The sequence below is a fragment of the Clostridium sp. YIM B02506 genome (genome assembly GCF_022324845.1).
In the GTDB taxonomy this organism is placed as follows: Bacteria; Bacillota; Clostridia; order Clostridiales; family Clostridiaceae; genus Clostridium_T; species Clostridium_T intestinale.
The window spans coordinates 1-17,000 of sequence record NZ_JAKGTG010000024.1 but is presented as its reverse complement, the minus strand read 5'-3'; the positions used below and the strand labels follow the sequence as shown (position 1 = coordinate 17,000).

Annotated in this window: 19 protein-coding genes, 1 riboswitch and 1 other annotated feature; of the genes, 13 read left to right on the top strand and 6 right to left on the bottom strand. The window is 31.2% G+C overall.

Features of this window, described 5'->3' with window-relative positions; all coding sequences use genetic code 11:
* Positions 1 to 4 precede the first annotated feature (4 nt).
* The 4 genes from L1S49_RS16350 to L1S49_RS16335 all read right to left on the bottom strand — a co-directional run bounded on the left by L1S49_RS16350 (position 5) and on the right by L1S49_RS16335 (position 1,679).
* Positions 5 to 565, bottom strand: a complete 561-nt coding sequence (locus tag L1S49_RS16350; RefSeq protein ID WP_238906438.1) for a manganese catalase family protein — start codon at positions 563 to 565, stop codon at positions 5 to 7.
* A gap of 20 nt (positions 566 to 585) precedes the next feature.
* Positions 586 to 843 carry a spore coat protein CotJB gene (locus tag L1S49_RS16345; protein ID WP_021800853.1) on the bottom strand — a complete coding sequence of 86 codons (258 nt, stop codon included), beginning with the start codon at positions 841 to 843 and terminating at the stop codon, positions 586 to 588.
* A 10-nt stretch (positions 844 to 853) separates the two neighbouring features.
* Positions 854 to 1,030 carry a spore coat associated protein CotJA gene (locus L1S49_RS16340; protein ID WP_021800854.1) on the bottom strand — a complete coding sequence of 59 codons (177 nt, stop codon included), beginning with the start codon at positions 1,028 to 1,030 and terminating at the stop codon, positions 854 to 856.
* A gap of 91 nt (positions 1,031 to 1,121) precedes the next feature.
* Positions 1,122 to 1,679 carry a hypothetical protein gene (locus L1S49_RS16335; RefSeq protein WP_238906436.1) on the bottom strand — a complete coding sequence of 186 codons (558 nt, stop codon included), beginning with the start codon at positions 1,677 to 1,679 and terminating at the stop codon, positions 1,122 to 1,124.
* Between the two features lie 161 nt (positions 1,680 to 1,840).
* Here L1S49_RS16335 and L1S49_RS16330 point away from each other — a divergent pair, with 161 nt between their 5' ends.
* From L1S49_RS16330 to L1S49_RS16320, 3 genes are all read left to right on the top strand, one after another.
* Positions 1,841 to 3,103 (top strand): metallophosphoesterase, encoded by a 1,263-nt coding sequence (locus tag L1S49_RS16330; protein ID WP_238906434.1) that lies wholly within the window; start codon positions 1,841 to 1,843, stop codon positions 3,101 to 3,103.
* 69 nt (positions 3,104 to 3,172) lie between these two features.
* Positions 3,173 to 4,054: a 50S ribosomal protein L11 methyltransferase gene (locus L1S49_RS16325; RefSeq protein ID WP_238906432.1), complete on the top strand. Its 882-nt coding sequence runs from the start codon at positions 3,173 to 3,175 to the stop codon at positions 4,052 to 4,054.
* Positions 4,055 to 4,111: 57 nt separating this feature from the next.
* A complete protein-coding gene (locus L1S49_RS16320; RefSeq protein ID WP_021800858.1) occupies positions 4,112 to 4,315 on the top strand; it encodes a hypothetical protein in 204 nt (67 codons plus the stop codon).
* Between the two features lie 44 nt (positions 4,316 to 4,359).
* On the opposite strand, the gene L1S49_RS16315 is transcribed toward L1S49_RS16320, so the two are convergent.
* Positions 4,360 to 5,805, bottom strand: a complete 1,446-nt coding sequence (locus tag L1S49_RS16315; RefSeq protein ID WP_238906430.1) for a DEAD/DEAH box helicase — start codon at positions 5,803 to 5,805, stop codon at positions 4,360 to 4,362.
* Positions 5,806 to 5,929: 124 nt separating this feature from the next.
* Positions 5,930 to 6,041: riboswitch (TPP riboswitch) on the top strand.
* Between the two features lie 76 nt (positions 6,042 to 6,117).
* Here L1S49_RS16315 and thiM point away from each other — a divergent pair.
* The 3 genes from thiM (at position 6,118) to L1S49_RS16300 (ending at position 8,571) form a co-directional block, all read left to right on the top strand.
* The gene (gene thiM / locus L1S49_RS16310; protein WP_238906427.1) at positions 6,118 to 6,927 is read left to right on the top strand and encodes a hydroxyethylthiazole kinase; all 810 of its coding nucleotides are present in this window, start codon (positions 6,118 to 6,120) and stop codon (positions 6,925 to 6,927) included.
* Positions 6,917 to 7,540 carry a thiamine phosphate synthase gene (gene thiE, locus L1S49_RS16305; RefSeq protein ID WP_238906425.1) on the top strand — a complete coding sequence of 208 codons (624 nt, stop codon included), beginning with the start codon at positions 6,917 to 6,919 and terminating at the stop codon, positions 7,538 to 7,540. The genes thiM and thiE overlap by 11 nt, the downstream gene beginning before the upstream one ends.
* A gap of 122 nt (positions 7,541 to 7,662) precedes the next feature.
* Entirely contained in the window at positions 7,663 to 8,571 is a 909-nt protein-coding gene (locus L1S49_RS16300) for a ribonuclease Z (protein ID WP_238906423.1), read from the top strand.
* A gap of 133 nt (positions 8,572 to 8,704) precedes the next feature.
* Here L1S49_RS16300 and L1S49_RS16295 read toward each other — a convergent pair whose 3' ends face one another.
* Complete coding sequence (locus tag L1S49_RS16295) at positions 8,705 to 9,622, bottom strand: transposase (RefSeq protein ID WP_238906421.1); 918 nt, start codon at positions 9,620 to 9,622, stop codon at positions 8,705 to 8,707.
* A 162-nt stretch (positions 9,623 to 9,784) separates the two neighbouring features.
* Positions 9,785 to 10,038: a binding site (T-box leader), on the top strand.
* A 68-nt stretch (positions 10,039 to 10,106) separates the two neighbouring features.
* Here L1S49_RS16295 and trpD point away from each other — a divergent pair.
* The 7 genes from trpD (at position 10,107) to L1S49_RS16260 (ending at position 16,904) form a co-directional block, all read left to right on the top strand.
* Positions 10,107 to 11,120 carry an anthranilate phosphoribosyltransferase gene (trpD, locus tag L1S49_RS16290; protein ID WP_238906419.1) on the top strand — a complete coding sequence of 338 codons (1,014 nt, stop codon included), beginning with the start codon at positions 10,107 to 10,109 and terminating at the stop codon, positions 11,118 to 11,120.
* Positions 11,113 to 11,886 (top strand): indole-3-glycerol phosphate synthase TrpC, encoded by a 774-nt coding sequence (gene trpC / locus L1S49_RS16285; RefSeq protein WP_238906417.1) that lies wholly within the window; start codon positions 11,113 to 11,115, stop codon positions 11,884 to 11,886. The genes trpD and trpC overlap by 8 nt, the downstream gene beginning before the upstream one ends.
* Entirely contained in the window at positions 11,883 to 12,503 is a 621-nt protein-coding gene (locus L1S49_RS16280; RefSeq protein WP_238906415.1) for a phosphoribosylanthranilate isomerase, read from the top strand. The genes trpC and L1S49_RS16280 overlap by 4 nt, the downstream gene beginning before the upstream one ends.
* Positions 12,504 to 13,703 carry a tryptophan synthase subunit beta gene (trpB, locus tag L1S49_RS16275; protein ID WP_238906412.1) on the top strand — a complete coding sequence of 400 codons (1,200 nt, stop codon included), beginning with the start codon at positions 12,504 to 12,506 and terminating at the stop codon, positions 13,701 to 13,703.
* Positions 13,696 to 14,466, top strand: coding sequence for a tryptophan synthase subunit alpha (trpA, locus tag L1S49_RS16270; protein ID WP_238906410.1), 771 nt, complete (start codon positions 13,696 to 13,698; stop codon positions 14,464 to 14,466). Before trpB ends, trpA begins: the two co-directional genes overlap by 8 nt.
* A 2-nt stretch (positions 14,467 to 14,468) precedes the next feature.
* On the top strand, positions 14,469 to 16,589 hold the full coding sequence (locus tag L1S49_RS16265; protein ID WP_238906517.1) for an anthranilate synthase component I: 2,121 nt from the start codon (positions 14,469 to 14,471) through the stop codon (positions 16,587 to 16,589).
* Positions 16,590 to 16,706: 117 nt separating this feature from the next.
* Positions 16,707 to 16,904 (top strand): PspC domain-containing protein, encoded by a 198-nt coding sequence (locus L1S49_RS16260; protein ID WP_073018568.1) that lies wholly within the window; start codon positions 16,707 to 16,709, stop codon positions 16,902 to 16,904.
* Positions 16,905 to 17,000: the final 96 nt, after the last annotated feature.

Genomic DNA, 17,000 nt, shown 5'->3' with positions numbered 1-17,000 from the left:
AAATTTATTTTTGGAAGTGATCTTGAACCATTACTAAAGCTTCACCAAATCTTTGGAAATGTACTACTTCTCTTTCTCTTAAAAATTTTAATACATCTTTAACAGAAGGGTCATCTGTTAAAAGAATTAATCTTTCATAAGCAGCTCTTGCTTTTTGTTCTGCAGCCATATCTTCAGTAAGGTCTGCAACTGGATCTCCAGTAGCTTGAATATAAGCTGCTGTCCAAGGAACTCCACCTGGATCAGAAGGATATATGGCTTTTCCATGTACTGCATAGTTCGTATCAAAACCATGTTTCTTTAGTTCTTCTATAGAAGTGCCTTTAGTTAATTGGTACATCATTGTAGAAATTATTTCTACATGTGCAAGCTCTTCTGTTCCTATGTCTGTTAGTAGACCTTTTGACTTTCCAGTAGGCATAGTATATCTTTGGCTAAGATATCTGATTGATGCACTTAATTCGCCATCAGGTCCTCCTAGTTGAGTTAAGATTAGTTTAGCAAAGCGTAGGTCAGGTTGTTTTATGTCTACAGGATATTCTAGTCTTTTTTCATAATACCACATAAAAATTTTCCCTCCAAATTCTAATCATTAAATTTACGTTCCCAAGGCCAAGGACCAGAAACCCATTGATCCCAATCTTTTGCAGTTTGTATACCGTAGTTAGTTAGTGGACCATATTTCTTTTCATATTCTTTTCTTAAATCCATAAGTTCTTTTGACAAGCAGTTAAAGTATTCAAGGGCATCTTTATTATCTTCATAGTTATCAAGATATAGATTTACATCAACAAGACTAAATCCAACTTCTTGAATTTTTTTTAGTAGATCTTTTTTATCCATTGTAATCCTCCTAAAGTAATTGTTTAGCATAAGGTTTGTCTAAATCTCTAAATATAGTTCCACGCTTTAGTGAAGTGTCTGCATCATAGACATTTTCAAAAGGCTGAAGTCTTACATAGGCTTTAGCGTAATCCATTTTGTGTTCTTTATGAGATTTACTCGAATGTCTTTCGTTATTATCATACATAACATGGGCCTCCTAAATTTAATTTACTTATATTACCAATCAATACAATTTATGAAATTGTACTTGTTATTGTTACAAATAGAGGAACACATTAACCTGGGAATGGAGTTAATATTGGAGAGTAAGGAGAGTTTAATTCCCTTATTCTTTGATCTATAATATTTGCAACACTTATTATCTGACCATAAAGTATCTCTTGCCTAAATCTAGGATGAATATCAGTGGTCCCTTCTTCATATTCACGGGAAACTTGTACATATCTTGAGTAACCTATTTTAGTAAATTGAAGTAGAGTAAAGAAAATAAAAATAGTTGATAGATTTGCATCTACTGCAGGATTCGGAAGCTTAGTTACATCTCCTCCTTGATATTTGATAACTATCTGGTCTATGGATTCTTGAGTAGCTTTAAGTAAAAACAAATAGGACGCTAATCCTGTATAAACTGCATAAAGCTGATCATTAAGAAGAACTAATTCTCCCATATCGTGTCTATATTGGGGAGAATTAAAGTCAATAGAATCATTAGAAGACCGACTGTTTTTATTTGATTTATTAGAAAAATTGTCTTTATTTACATCTGGGGGATTATTATGTTTAGATTTCTTAGTATCTCTTGAGCCACTAGGATTATCACGCTTCTTAGACACTTATTTTGCCTCCTAAGATTTCTACAGAGAAATTCTGTTTTCTTAATATATACTATTTATTATTTATAAAATGGGTTCTTGTAGTTTTAACATAGTTTACATCTTTGATTAACATTCATTTGCTAAATTTATATTAGAAATAAATTTTGGAGGATGATTTTGTGGAATTAAATTTTGCAGTAATAAGTGATATACATGTAAAAGCTCATAATTCTAAAGAAGATGAAAAACTTGATTTAGCATTAAGTAGATTAAAAGAATATCAACAAAATTTAGATGCATTAATTATTACTGGAGATATAACCAATAGTGGAAGAGAAAAAGAATATAAGAAGTTTAACAAGATTTATAATAAGTATTCAGAGTTTTTAGGAGAAAAGATATTTCTAATGGGGAACCATGACTGTTGGGGTGGGGTATCAATTAAAGCAGCACAAAAAAGATTTAAAGATAATTTAAATGAAGACATTAATTCACACAAAGTTATAAAAGGGTATCATTTTATTTCAATTAGTACAGAAGGAAAAAGATTAAGCGGATTATTTAGTAAAAAACTTTTAGCTTGGCTTAAAAATGAACTTGAGATAGCTAGAAAGGATGATGCTAAGAAACCTATATTTTTAGGGGTTCATCAGCATATTGAAAATACTGTTTATGGAAGTGAGGCTTGGGGAAACAAGGATTTATATGAAGTTTTAAAGGACTTCCCTCAAGTAATAAATTTTTCTGGACATTCTCATTACCCTTTGAATGATGAAAGAAGCATTCATCAAAAAGACTTTACCTCTGTAGGTGCTGGTTCAACTAGCTATATGGAGTTAGAAAGGGGGAAGGTTAACGGGACAATTCAGCCAAAGGCGGGCAAGGTATCACAAGGATTAATAGTAAAAGTATCAGAGGATAATGTGGTAAAGATATCTACTATTGATTTTACAAAAAACCAAGTTAATGAGGATAGATGGATAATAAATGAACCATCAAATAAGGACAACTTTCTATATATAGATAATAGAAGGGATTTAAGAAAAAAGCCTTATTTTAAGAAAGAAAGTTCAGTTCACATTAAATATGTTACTAATAATGTTGCGAAGATAAGTTTCACTCAAGCTATACATGAAGATTTCATTCACTCCTATGAGGTCAGTGTTGTTAATAAAAATAACAATAAAGAGTTAAAAAAAATGATGATTTTTTCAGATTTCTATATGGAATATATAAAGTCGAGATTAAGCTTTAAAATAAAAGGACTTTTTCCAAACACAGAGTATACTGTTAGAATAAAAGCTATAGAATCCTTTGGAAATAAGAGTGAAAACTATCTGCAGACTGACTTTAAGACTTTAAGTATAGCTGATTCTTTAATGAACTTTAACAAGCTTCTCTCAATATCAAGAATAGAAGAAAACAGTATAGATTTTGATTAAATTTATATATATGTTTAAAAACCTACAAAATATGTGTAAAATACTAATGAAGCAAAATATGGAGTAGGAGTGATTGTTATTTTTGAAGTTTTATTAAGGGTTAAAAATTCTTTAATCAACGAAACAATAGAAAAACTAGAGATTTTAGGGGTATCATCTACCTATTATGATGTACCTTATGAGGTCACAGTTGACGATAATGGGTATGGGTATTTTGAAAAAGAGGATAAAGAGATAGATTTACATGTATATTTCTATGATGAGGATAGGTCAGAAGCGGGAAAATTAGTAGATAAGATAAAAGATGAATTTGAGATTGAAGAGACTTTGGAGCTAGTAGAGGTTTCAGAAGACAACTGGCAACAAAGTTTTGAACCTATAGATTTAAATAATGGATGGATAATAGCAGAAAAGGATTATTCACCAAATAGTTTAAATAAGATTAATTTTGAATCTCAAGGATCTTTTGGAACAGGTCTTCATGAAACTACTCAAGACTTGTTACGTTATATTTTAGATAGAGATTTTCAAGGAGAGTCAGTTTTAGATTTAGGAGCTGGTTCAGGGATTTTAAGTTTAGCAGCTTCTATAAAAAATGCGGATAGAGTAGTTGCTTTAGATATCAGAGATGTTACGGAAGAAGTACTATATAATGCATCGTTAAATAATGTTTATAACATAGAAGTTGTTATAAGTGATGTCACATCAAAGACTTTTGGGGTTTTAGGCAAGTTTGATGTTGTATTTATAAATATTGGAGGTGAAGAAACTTTATCTTCAATGGATTTTATAAATGAGGTATTAAAACCAAATGGTGTATTATTCGTTTCGGGTATGGTTGAGTGGAGTAGTGAAAAAGTTTTAGATAAAGTTAAAAGCTACGGATATACCTTAGATAAAAGTACAAAAACCAATGAGTGGGTAACAGCTGTATTAATAAAAAATAAATAATATTATTTACGTTTTCAGCATAAATATAGTACAGTAATAATTTTTTAGGGGACGGTTATGATAAATATTTCAATAACCATTGATGTTAAAAATCCTGGTGAGGTAGCAGCTAATCACGGAATTCCTGGTTTTGTTCCACAAGATTTGATTAGGGGCAAGGTGGAAAGCGAAATTAAGAGTACTATAATCAAAAAACTTAAAGTTGCACTTGCAGATGAACTAAGGAGAAATGGTGTTAAGTGTAATATGAATATAAGCTAAAATTAAAAGATGAGCATTTTTATAAAGTGCTCATCTTTTCTAAACTAACTTTTAGCTTTTTCAACCTTTAGAGTTTTTCCTTTTATCGTTGCATTTTTTAGTTCTCTTAAAACTAAATCACCTTTACCATTCATAATGTCAACATAGGATACATTGTCAGAAACATCTATTATACCTATATCATCAGGTTCAACTCCTGGGATTCTGCATATTGCACCAACTATGTCACCTGGGCGTATCTTTTTCTTTTTTCCACCGTTTAAGTATATCTTAGTAATGTCTTTTGAAACTTCTTTCTTTTTACTAATAGTAACTTTTTTGAAGTTTTCATTTTTTAACTTGAAGTCTTCTTTATTTGCAAGGAACTCTTCTCTACTAGGTGGAGAAAGTTTAGGAATTTTATAACTTATATAATCTTGAATTTCTTGAAAGAATCTATCTTCATATGGAGTTTTAAAAGTTAAGGCAACTCCAGAGTTTCCAGCTCTCCCTGTTCTTCCAATTCTATGTACATACTTTTCTTTTTCCATAGGAAGGTCATAGTTTACAACTAAAGAAACTTTATCTATATCAAGACCCCTTGATGCAATATCAGTAGCAATAAGAAATCTAAACTTACCTGATTTAAACTCATCTATAGTTCTCAATCTTTCTGGTTGAAGCATTCCTCCGTGAAGTCCTTTTGATGGATATCTTTTACCTTCAAGTTTAGAAATAAGAGTATCTACATTCTCTTTTGTTCTACAGAAAAGTATTGCACTGTCAGGGTTTTCCTTTATAAGTAGCTTTTCAAGTAAAGAGAACTTATCTTCATCTTTTACCTCAAAGTATCCTTGTTGTATATTTTCAACAGTAAGTTTGTTTGGAGTTATTTCAACATTTTTAGGGGACTTCATATGTCTATCACAAATTGTTTTAATTTGCTCTGGAATAGTTGCTGAAAAAAGCAGAGTAGTTCTTTTTTTAGGAAGATAAGATAAAATCTCTTCAACTTCTTCTAAAAAGCCCATACTTAACATTTCATCAGCTTCATCTAAAACTAAATAATCTATTTCACTTACATTTAAAGTTTCACGCTTAATATGATCTAGAGTTCTACCTGGAGTACCTACAACAACATGAACTCTTTGTTTAAGTTCATTTATTTGACTAGTTATAGGTTGTTTTCCGAAGATAGCAACAGAACGAATTTTGTTGTATCTACCTATGTTATTTATGTCTTCCTTAACTTGGACAGCTAGCTCTCTAGTTGGTGTTAATACAAGTGCCTTAGGGTTTTTTATTTCTACATCAATAGATTGACATAGAGGTATTGCAAAGGAAGCAGTTTTTCCACTACCTGTTTGAGCTTTTACAATTAAGTCTTTCTTTTGAAGTACTATAGGAAGAACTTCTTTCTGTACGTCTGTAGGATTTGAGTATCCTAATTCCTCTAAAGCTTTTAGAATATTAGGATTTAAATTAAAATCTTTAAAATTAATATTATTCAACAATTTCACCTTTTTCTATAAATTCATAACGTATCTACTATATTAACATTATACCCTATAAAGTAAAATACTTTCTCTATCTATTGCTTAAGAAATTTTATAGTGCTATTATAAAAATATAACTTAAATAGCACAGGGGTGTTGGATGATAGCCAACTGAGAGTAAGAACTAAAATTCTTTAACCCTAGTACCTGAACTGGATAATGCCAGCGTAGGAAGTGTTTTGTTTAATAGTATTTTATGAAGTTAAACACAATCCTATGGGTTGTGTCTTTTTTTGTTTTAAAATAATTTTAATTGAGGTGTTTTTTATGAAAAATAATGTTGTTCAAGCTTTAAAAGATGTTAGAGAAAAGTCTCCTTTAGTTCATCAAATAACAAACTATGTTACTGTTAATGATTGTGCTAATATAACTTTAGCGATAGGTGCATCTCCAGTTATGGCTGATGATATAAACGAAGTTGAGGATATGGTTAGCATAGCCTCTGCTTTAGTGATAAATATAGGAACACTTAACAGCAATACTGTAAAGTCAATGATAGCTGCAGGTAAAAAAGCTAATGAAATTGGAGTTCCAGTTGTTTTAGATCCTGTTGGAGTTGGAGCAACTCCATTTAGAAATAAGGTTGGAGCAGAGCTGATTAAAGAAGTAAAGTTTTCTGTAATTAGAGGAAACTTATCTGAGATAAAAAGTTTATACGGAGCTGATGTTAAAACTAAAGGAGTAGACTCTTTAGAAGAAAGTTCATTAAACGAAATTGGACTAGCTAAGGAAATTGCAAAAAAATGGGGGACAGTTATAGCAATTACTGGAGCTAAAGATATAATTACTGATGGAGAAAGAGTTGCAGTCGTAGAAAATGGGCACAAGATAATGTCAAAAGTTACTGGAACAGGATGTATGTGTACAGCTTTAACTGGAGCATTTGCAGGAGTTTGTGAAGATGCATTTACAGCAGCTTTAGCTGGAGTGGTCTCTATGGGAATTGCAGGAGAAAAGGCCCATGAAAGATTAGGAGAAAATGAGGGGACAGGTAAGCTAAGATCAAACATTATAGATGAGATATACAACTTGTCTTCTGAAGTTATTTTAGAAAGAGGTAAGGTAGATGAAAAGTAATATAGATTATACACTGTATTTAGTTACCGATAGAGATGTTTTAAAAGGAAGAGACCTTTGTGAAGCTATAGAAGCAAGTATTAGAGGTGGGGTTACATTAGTACAGTTAAGAGAGAAAGATATTAGTTCGTTGGATTTTTATAACTTAGCTGTGGCAGTTAAAAAGATTACAGACAAACATAATGTACCACTTATTATAAATGATAGGATTGACATTGTTTTAGCTGTTGATGCTGCCGGAGTTCATGTTGGACAAAGTGATATACCTGCAAATGTTGCTAGAAAGATTATTGGTGAAGATAAGATATTAGGTATTTCTGCCGCAACTTTAGAGGAAGCTAAACTAGCAGAAGCTGAAGGTGCGGATTACTTAGGAATTGGAGCTGTTTTTCCAACAGATACAAAAAAGGATGCTCGCTCTGTATCTATAGAACTTTTAGGGGAGATAAAAAAATCCTTAACCGTCCCTGTGGTTGGTATAGGTGGGATTAGCCAGAATAATGCTGAACTATTAAAGGAAAGTAAAATAGATGGAATAGCAGTTGTAAGTGCTATTTTAGGAAAAGAAGATATTGAACAAGCAGCTAAGGATATGCTGATGAAGTTTAAATAAAAGTATATAATGGGGGACGGTTAAGCAAAAATTTTATGCTTAACTGTCCCCAATTTTTTCTCAAAATATATATTACAACATTTAATAAATTTAGTGCATAATATAAAAAGGAGGTGAATTTTATGATAGATGTAGTATTATTAGGTTGTGGTGGAGGAATGCCAATGCCAAATAGAAATCTTTCTTCAATTTTATTAAATTATAGAGGAAGAAAGATATTAGTGGATTGTGGAGAAGGAACTCAGGTCTCTATGAGAATGGTTGGATGGGGATTTAAAACCATAGATATTATATGTATAACTCATATTCACGGAGATCATATTGTAGGGCTTCCAGGATTATTAGCTACTATAGGAAATAGCGGAAGAACAGATCCCTTAACAATAATAGGACCAGAAGGAATTGAAAATACAGTTAATTCACTAAGGGTAATATGCCCATATCTGCCTTACGATATTAAGATAATCGAAAATCCAATTGATACTATAGAGTTAGATAATTTTATTAATATCTCAACTTTAAATCTTGATCATTCAGCTCCTTGCTTAGGGTATAGTTTTTATATAAAAAGAGCACCGAAATTTAGTGTTGAAAAGGCATTAGAAAATAACGTACCGAAAGATCTATGGAATGTTTTGCAAAAAGGAAATAAGATAGAATTTGAAGGTAGAAGATTTTATCCCTCTATGGTTTTAGGGGAGGATAGAGAAGGAATTAAATTATCAATAATAACGGACACAAGACCAATAGAGGAAATAATAGACTTTGTTAGGGACAGTTATCTATTTATATGCGAAGGTACTTATGGTGATGATAATGATCTAGAAAAAGCTATAAAAAATAAACATATGACGTTTAGAGAGGCCTCTAGTTTAGCTAAAAATGCAGAGGTAGAGGAACTGCTTTTAACTCACTTCTCGCCAGCTATGGATAAACCAAGTTGGTATTTAGTTAATGCTAAAGATGTTTTTGAAAATGTTGTAATAGGGGAAGATAGGCTCATAAAAACGCTATCTTTTAGGGACAGTTAAGTATTAGTTATTTAAATGACCTATAGAGGGAAAATGAGGATTTTTATATGTAATAGTTATAATTAATAATACTTGTCCACAATGAATTCTTAAATAATAAAAATTTTAAAAAGAATTTTTAAGATATAATCATTTAGATGGCTTTTAAATTTAAAGTAACATATTCATCAATTAAGTTTGAATAAATACTATTATTCATTAATAAATCTACGCCAACTGAAGACAAGCGTGATACGTTAGATGCACAAATATTCCCCAATAAACTACATATAGATTTTATATTGATATCACATAAAGAGCGTAGCATAGTTACTATTAATGCTCGTATATGTACAAATTCTCTAACATTTTTGCTGAATATGAGATGTTTATTCACTTTAAATTTATTACATACAAAATTGATTATTGAAGTAGGAGAATAATTTCTATTAATATAAACTTTTCCACTCATATATAAGGATTTATCTTGTTTCATATCAATATTTTTATCTTTCAACTCACTGGTAATTGAAAGAGCCTCTAGGTATTTTTCTCTTGATTTTTTTAAACTATCAGATAAAAGTGAGAGAATGAACAAATCATCTAGAATTTCAAATTCATCAGCTTTAATTCCTAAAAACACGGATAAGCTTGAAAATCTATATTTCTCAGGAGACTTTGAATAATTTTTAATGTCCATTGGATTTCTATGTATATATAGTGATAATGAATAGAGATATTTTTCATCGGACACTAGTTTACTCTTAAATCTATCTTGAAATAAATGACCATGTCTATTGTATTTTACATTAAAATAACGCGCATATTTAAAGTTAATTCTATGCATAATCTTAGAAATATCAGCTCCACAGCTGTCAATTATGAAATGACAGTGATTACTCATAAGACAATAGGAGTATATTTTAAACTTAAAAATATATTGAGTTTCTTTAATTATTTTTAAGTACTCTACTTTGTCGTCAGAAGTTTTAAATAGATTTACATCACTTATACTGCGCATTATCACATGAAAAATACCGTTATCTTGTTTTATTCTTGGTAATCTTGGCATTAAAATCATCTCCTTAGCTAAAGTCTTGACAATAAAAAGGAGAGTTAAACATTTTGGGGACAGTTAACAAAATTTAATTTAAACAAATTTTGTTAACTGTCCCTAATTTTTATTGACAAAAGATAACTATAATCATATTATAGTATTAATAAAAAAATATTGATAAAATCTATGAGTAAGAGTAGTAACTTTTAAAGGGATTTTCAGAGAGTAAGTGGGTTGGTGTGAACTTACAATAACTTTTTTAGTGAATGGACTTACGAGAGAGAGCTGAATTTGAGTATGCAATACGTTTTCCTACGTTACAGGGATAAGATATGAAAGTATCTGACAATGAGATGGTATAAGTAAGATTATAATCTTTTGTAATTTTATTTATGCTAACAGAGGTGGCAACGCGGATATTCGCCCTCTATAGAACTTTATAGTTCTATAGAGGGCTTTTTTTATTACAATCAATAGATTTAAAAAGGGGGCTTTTATAATGGAATTTAAAGATTATTTATTAAAAGTATCATCGGGAAGTGACCTTAATCAAGAAGAAGCAAAAGAAGCTGTAAACTATATGTTTTCAGATGAAGCTACACAAGGAGAAATTGGGGGATTTTTACTTGCATTAAAAACAAAAGGCGAGAGCTATGAAGAAATAGCGGGAATGGCAGAAGGCATGAGAGAAAATGCCATAAAACTAAAAAATATAGAAGGTCTTTTTGATAATTGTGGGACAGGTGGAGATAGAAGTGGAAGCTTTAATATATCTACAACCAATGGTTTTTTATTAGCAGCTGGGGGCGTGAAGGTTGCTAAGCACGGGAATAGATCCATATCATCCAAAAGTGGATCAGCAGATTTATTAACCTCTTTAGGAGTGAATATTAATATTACTAAAGAAGGCATAGAAGAACTTATAGAGAAAATTGGAATAGTTTTTCTTTTCGCACCAAATATGCAGCCTAAGTTTAAAAACATCATGCTTGTTAGAAGAAGTCTTGGAATACCAACTATTTTTAATATTTTAGGACCACTTGCAAATCCATTTAAACTGGAGTCACAACTTTTAGGGGTTTATAGAAAAGATTTGGTTAAGCCAATAGCAAAAGCACTTAAGGCAATGGGAAGAACAGGAATTGTTGTAAATGGAGATGATAGATTAGACGAAGGTACCTTAACAGGAGAAACACATTTAGCTATAGTAGGAAAAGAAAATATAGAATACAAAAGCATAACTCCAGAAGAATTAGGTTTTGAAAGAATAACATTAAAGGACATCCAAGGGGGAGAACCAGAGTACAACAAACAGATAACCTTAGATATTTTAAATGGGAAAAAAGGAGCTTGCAGAGATACAGTTTTGTTTAATTGTGCATTGGGACTTCTAGCTGCCAATAAAGTTTCCTCTTTAGAAGAAGGAATAGATAGAGGAAAAGAACTTATAGATTCAAAAAAAGCATTAAATAAATTAAATCAACTAATTGAGGAGAGTCAGTGTTATGCATAATATTTTAGAGGAAATAGTTGAAAAAAAGAAAGAAGATTTAAAATTTTTGAATAGAGAAGAAATTCATAATAAAGCTATGGAACTTAAAAATAATAGGGGACAGTCACTGAAAAATTCCCTAATAAAAAGCCAAACTATAGGAATTATATCAGAAATAAAAAGAGCTTCCCCCTCAAAAGGTGATTTAAATATGAATCTAGATGTTGAAAAAATGGCTAAAATTTATGAAAATGCTGGAGCTAAAGCAGTATCTGTTTTAACTGAAGAGAGATATTTTAAAGGAAGTTATAAGGATTTAGAAAATGCAAGAAAATGCTTAACCGTCCCCATATTAAATAAAGACTTCTTTATAGATAAAATACAGATTGATTTATGTAAAATTTATGGTGGAGATGTGATTCTTCTTATTCTTAAGGTTTTATCAGATGAAGCGGCAAAGGAACTTTTAGATTATGCACATTTTATGAATTTAGAAGTATTGATGGAAGTTCATGATGAAGAGGAGCTATTAAGAGCAAAAGAACTTAAACCAGATATCATTGGAATAAACAATAGAAACTTAGAAACCTTTGAAGTAAGCATAGATACAACTATAGCACTTTCTAAATATATAAAAGAAGATGGACTAATTATTTCAGAGAGCGGGATAAAAACAAGAGAAGATGTTAAGAAGCTAAAAGAACATGGAGTTAAAGGAATATTAGTTGGGGAAAGTTTTGTAACTTCAGGAAATGTTGAAGAAACTTTTAGGGAGTTAACTTTATGACAAAGATAAAGATTTGCGGGATTAAAGACAGAGAAATAGGAAAGTATGTTGAAGAATTAGGTGCAGATGCTCTTGGATTTATTCTTTGTCCATCAAAAAGAAGAATAGATATGGATACCTTAAAAGCTATTACTTTAGGGTTAGGAAATAAGGTCGAGAAAGTTGGGGTTTTTGTTAATCAATCAGAAGATGAGATAAAAAAATACTACTGTGAAGGTGGATTATCCATGGTACAACTTCATGGTGATGAGGATGAAAACTTTATAAGAAAACTTCCCTTTAAAGTTATAAAAGCCTTTAACGTAGGGACTCTAGAAGATGTGAAAAAAGCTTTAAACTATGAAGTTCCTTTTATTTTACTGGAAGGAAAAGGCCTTTTAAAAGGTGGAAATGGAAACAAATTATCATCTGAACTTTTAGAATTTTTGGGGACAGTTAACAAAAAAGATAGAGAAAGAATAATCTTAGCGGGAGGACTTAGCGCTGAAAATGTACTAGATGCAATAGAAGCAGCAAAACCTTGTATGATTGATGTTTCTTCAAGTGTGGAAGTGGACGGGGTTAAAAATAAGCAGAAAATAAAAGAATTTATAGAAATAGTAAGGGGGCATAAATAAATGTATAATTTACCGGATGAAAGAGGTCATTTTGATATTTATGGTGGTAGGTTTGTTGGAGAAACCTTGATGAAACCATTAAAAGAGCTAGAGAAATACTATGAAGAGGCAATGAAGGATGAAGCTTTTCAAAAAGAATTCAATTATTATCTAGAAAAATATGTAGGAAGAGAAACTCCATTATACTATGCTGAAAGATTAAGTGAGTTTTGTGGTGGAGCTAAAATCTATTTAAAAAGAGAAGATTTAAACCATACTGGAGCACATAAAATAAATAATACAGTAGGGCAGGCCTTACTAGCATTAAGAATGGGGAAAAAAAAGGTGGTTGCAGAAACAGGAGCTGGGCAGCATGGGGTAGCTACAGCAACTGTTGCAGCTATGTTTAACTTAGAATGTATAGTTTTTATGGGTGCTGAGGATGTAAAAAGGCAAGCTTTAAATGTGTTTAGAATGAAGCTTTTAGGGGCTAAGGTTGTAGCAGTTGAAAGTGGAAACAAAACCTTAAAAGATGCATGCAATGAAGCTTTAAGATATTGGGCTGAAAATGTTAAAGATACAAACTATATACTTGGCTCAGCGCTAGGACCTCATCCATACCCAAAGATGGTTAGAGATTTTCAAAGTGTAATAGGAAAAGAAACTAAGAAGCAAATATTAGAAGCAGAAGGTAAACTTCCAAATGCAATAGTAGCTTGCGTAGGTGGAGGCAGCAATTCCATAGGAATGTTTTATCCTTTTATAGAAGATGAAGAAGTTGAACTAATAGGAGCTGAAGCAGGTGGACTTGGGATAGATACAGAGGAACATGCAGCAACAATAGCTAAAGGAGAAAAAGGAATTTTACATGGAGCGCTTATGTATTTAATTCAAGATAAAGACGGTCAAGTTATTGAACCATATTCAATATCAGCAGGGTTAGATTATCCAGGTGTTGGACCTGAACATTGTTATCTAAGTGATATAAAGAGAGCTAAATATTACCCAATTAATGATGATGAGGCTTTAGAAAGCTTTAGACTTTTATCAAAATTAGAGGGTATTATTCCAGCTTTAGAGTCTGCACATGCTGTTGCTTACGCAATTAAGAAGGCAAAAACTATGAAAAAAGATGAAATTTTAGTTGTATGTTTATCTGGAAGAGGAGATAAGGATGTAGAGAGAGTTAGTGAATTATTTGGAGGTGAAGCTAATGAGTAATTTATTGAAGCTATTAAATGAGAAAAAAGAAAAAGGGGAAAAAGCATTTATTCCTTATATCATGGTTGGAGAAGATTCTTTAGAGAGAACCTATAAAGATATACTGTTTTTAGAAAAAGAAGGAGCGACTTTAATAGAGCTTGGGATACCTTTTTCAGATCCAGCCTCTGATGGGACAGTTATCCAGGAAAGTGGAATCAAGGCTTTGAAAAATGGAATTAACGTTCATAAGGTATTTGAGTTAATATCAAAAATTAGAGAAGTATCAGAAGTTCCTTTAGTTATAATGAGTTATATAAACCCCATATTTAAGTTTGGGTTAGAGGAGTTTTTTAAAAGATCATCTCAGTTATCAGTTCAAGGAGTAATACTACCAGATGTTCCAATAGAGGAGTTTTCCTTTATAGAAAAATATATAAAAAAATATGAAATAGCTTATGTACCTTTGTATTCACCAACAACTCCTTTAGAAAGAATTAAAGATTTATGCGAAGTAGGTTCAGGTTTCCTATATGTTGTAACCTCATTAGGAGTTACAGGCGAAAAGGAAATAGATAAGAAAAACTTGGGGGACAGTCTTGCAAAGATTAGAGAAAATTCCACTCTTCCTATCATGGCTGGGTTTGGGATAAGTAGTAAAGAGGATGTAAAAGAGATAAAACAATATTCAGATGGTGTTATTGTAGGTAGCAAAATAATCAAACTTTTAAGAGGGGACGGTTATGCAGAAATTTCAGAATTAATTAAGGCGGCTAGAGAGTGAGTATGAATAAAAATTATATAACACCAATGAATATTGTGATTACTGCCTGCAAAGAAGAGCTAGACTTTAAGGATTTAAGTTTCTTAGAGGAAGAAATAAATAATAATAAAGGAGCACTATTTTCATCAAACTATGAATTTCCTAATAGATATTCAAGATGGGAGCTTGGGGTTGTAAATCCTTATTTAGAAATTAGAACCTCAGGACTTCAGGGACAGGTAAGAGCATTAAGTAGATCTGGGAAAGAACTTCTAAAAATAGTAAAGGTGATTCTACAAAAAATAGACGGCGTGAATTTAGATGATAGAGAAGAGGTGATAGAATTCACCCTAGAGAAAGATAACAAGGTTTATAGAGAAGAAGAAAGAAGTAAAAAGAGAAGCATATTTACAATAATAAGAGCTCTTATGAATGGGTTTAAAAGTGAAGATGATTGGCTTGGATTATATGGGGCTTTTGGTTATGATCTTGTTTTTCAATTTGAAGATGATATTAAACTTTATAAATCTAGAGATGGCAGCGAAGATGTAGTTTTGTATTTCCCAGAGAAAATCTATTTAAGAGATAATAAATTATCAAAGACTTTTTGTGTAAAATATGATTTCTCTTATGAAGGAATAACCACAGTGTCCGAAAATAATGAATCAATAAATCAAAAAGATGTTCAAAAGACATTAAATGAAGAGTATATCAAAAAAGGAGATTACTCAAAGATAGTAACCTTGGCAAAGGAAAGCTTTAGAAAAGGCGACTTGTTTGAAGTTGTTCCTTCTTATTCTATAGTTAGAGAAACTGAACTTCATCCAAAAGAGATTTATCACAACTTAAAGAATATAAATCCTAGTCCTTACAACTTCTTTATAAATTTAGGTAAAGAATACCTAATTGGTTCATCACCAGAGATGTTTGTAAGAGTTGAAGACAAAAAAGTTGAGACTTGCCCAATTAGCGGTACTATAAAAAGAGGTGCTAATGCCATAGAAGACAGCGAACAGATAAAGAAACTTATAAACTCTAAAAAAGATGAAGAAGAGCTAACTATGTGTACAGATGTTGATAGAAATGACAAAAGTAGAGTGTGTAAAGAGGGGACGGTTAAGGTAATTAATCGAAGAACTATAGAGATGTATTCTCATTTAATTCATACTGTAGACCATGTAGAAGGAATATTGAAAGAAAACTACGATGCTTTAGATGCATTTTTAACTCACATGTGGGCAGTTACTTTAACAGGTGCACCTAAAAAAAGAGCAATAGAGTGGATAGAAAAAGTTGAGAAGGACAAAAGAAACTGGTACGGTGGTGCTGTAGGTTTTATAAAGTTTAATGGAGATATGAACACAGGAATAACTTTAAGAACTTTGAGATATATAGATAAAAAGGTTGAGATAAGAGTTGGAGCTACACTTCTTATGAATTCTATTGAAGAGGATGAAGAAGAAGAAACAAAAGTAAAATCATTAGCTATGCTTAAAAGTTTAGAGAAATTTGGGGGACAGTTAAGCATTAATTACACGAAAAAAATTGTTAACTGTCCCCAAAAGAAAAGAGCATTAATAATAGATCATGAAGATTCATTTGTTCATACTTTAGCAAACTATATTAAGACGTTAGGATTTGATGTTGAGACCTATAGAGGAGATGAAGGAAGAAAGAAGCTAAAAGAAGAGAAGTTTGATGTTTTAATTCTTTCACCAGGACCAGGAACACCAAGTGAGTTTAATTTAAATGAAAGTATTGATATTGCAATAGAAAAAGGTGTGCCTATATTTGGCGTTTGTTTAGGACTTCAAGGAATAGTTGAGTATTTTGGAGGAAAGCTTGACTATATTGAGAATCCAAGACACGGCAAAAAACTCAAAGTGAAAAAATCAAAAGAAGCTCCATGGGCATCAGTTAGTGAAGAATTTACAGTGGGACTATATCATTCTTTGTATGGAAAAGAAATTGGAGAGGATTTAATAAATATCTGTGAGGATGAAGAAGGAATATTAATGGGAGTAATGCATAAGAAACTAAAAATATTAGGAGTTCAGTTTCATCCAGAAAGTATTTTAACTTTAGATAATGATAGTGGAATGTCATTACTTGGGGACAGTCTTCAATTTTTAACCAAAATATAAATTAAAATAATATATAAAACTAAAGATTTTCTTAAAAGAAAGTAGAAAACATGAATAATCATAAAAGCTGTAGTATAATATATTAAAGCCTATTATATTACAAGGTGGGGATTAATAATGAATAAAAAATTATATCTTTCAGAAACAGATAAAAAACTTTCAGGTGTTTGTGGCGGAATAGCCGAATATTTTGATATAGATTCAACGCTAATCAGATTAGGGTGGGTACTATTTGTGTGTTTAGCAGGAACCGGAATTCTAGCATATATAATTTGCGCTATTATAATTCCTAATAGACCAGACTATATAAATTAATAAAAGATTGCTGATATATTTCACAATGTCATTAAGTTAAGATGATACACTCAAAGAGTAGAGTATGTAGAAATACATGCCCTGCTTTTTTTTATA

Bases quoted from the DNA above. Each gene is read 5' to 3' on its own strand.
- L1S49_RS16350 (WP_238906438.1), bottom strand. From the start codon at position 565: ATGTGGTATTATGAAAAAAGACTAGAATATCCTGTAGACATAAAACAA.
- L1S49_RS16345 (WP_021800853.1), bottom strand. From the start codon at position 843: ATGGATAAAAAAGATCTACTAAAAAAAATTCAAGAAGTTGGATTTAGT.
- L1S49_RS16340 (WP_021800854.1), bottom strand. From the start codon at position 1,030: ATGTATGATAATAACGAAAGACATTCGAGTAAATCTCATAAAGAACAC.
- L1S49_RS16320 (WP_021800858.1), top strand. From the start codon at position 4,112: ATGATAAATATTTCAATAACCATTGATGTTAAAAATCCTGGTGAGGTA.
- thiM (WP_238906427.1), top strand. From the start codon at position 6,118: ATGAAAAATAATGTTGTTCAAGCTTTAAAAGATGTTAGAGAAAAGTCT.
- thiE (WP_238906425.1), top strand. From the start codon at position 6,917: ATGAAAAGTAATATAGATTATACACTGTATTTAGTTACCGATAGAGAT.
- L1S49_RS16300 (WP_238906423.1), top strand. From the start codon at position 7,663: ATGATAGATGTAGTATTATTAGGTTGTGGTGGAGGAATGCCAATGCCA.
- L1S49_RS16295 (WP_238906421.1), bottom strand. From the start codon at position 9,622: ATGCCAAGATTACCAAGAATAAAACAAGATAACGGTATTTTTCATGTG.
- trpD (WP_238906419.1), top strand. From the start codon at position 10,107: ATGGAATTTAAAGATTATTTATTAAAAGTATCATCGGGAAGTGACCTT.
- trpC (WP_238906417.1), top strand. From the start codon at position 11,113: ATGCATAATATTTTAGAGGAAATAGTTGAAAAAAAGAAAGAAGATTTA.
- L1S49_RS16280 (WP_238906415.1), top strand. From the start codon at position 11,883: ATGACAAAGATAAAGATTTGCGGGATTAAAGACAGAGAAATAGGAAAG.
- trpB (WP_238906412.1), top strand. From the start codon at position 12,504: ATGTATAATTTACCGGATGAAAGAGGTCATTTTGATATTTATGGTGGT.
- trpA (WP_238906410.1), top strand. From the start codon at position 13,696: ATGAGTAATTTATTGAAGCTATTAAATGAGAAAAAAGAAAAAGGGGAA.
- L1S49_RS16265 (WP_238906517.1), top strand. From the start codon at position 14,469: ATGAATAAAAATTATATAACACCAATGAATATTGTGATTACTGCCTGC.
- L1S49_RS16260 (WP_073018568.1), top strand. From the start codon at position 16,707: ATGAATAAAAAATTATATCTTTCAGAAACAGATAAAAAACTTTCAGGT.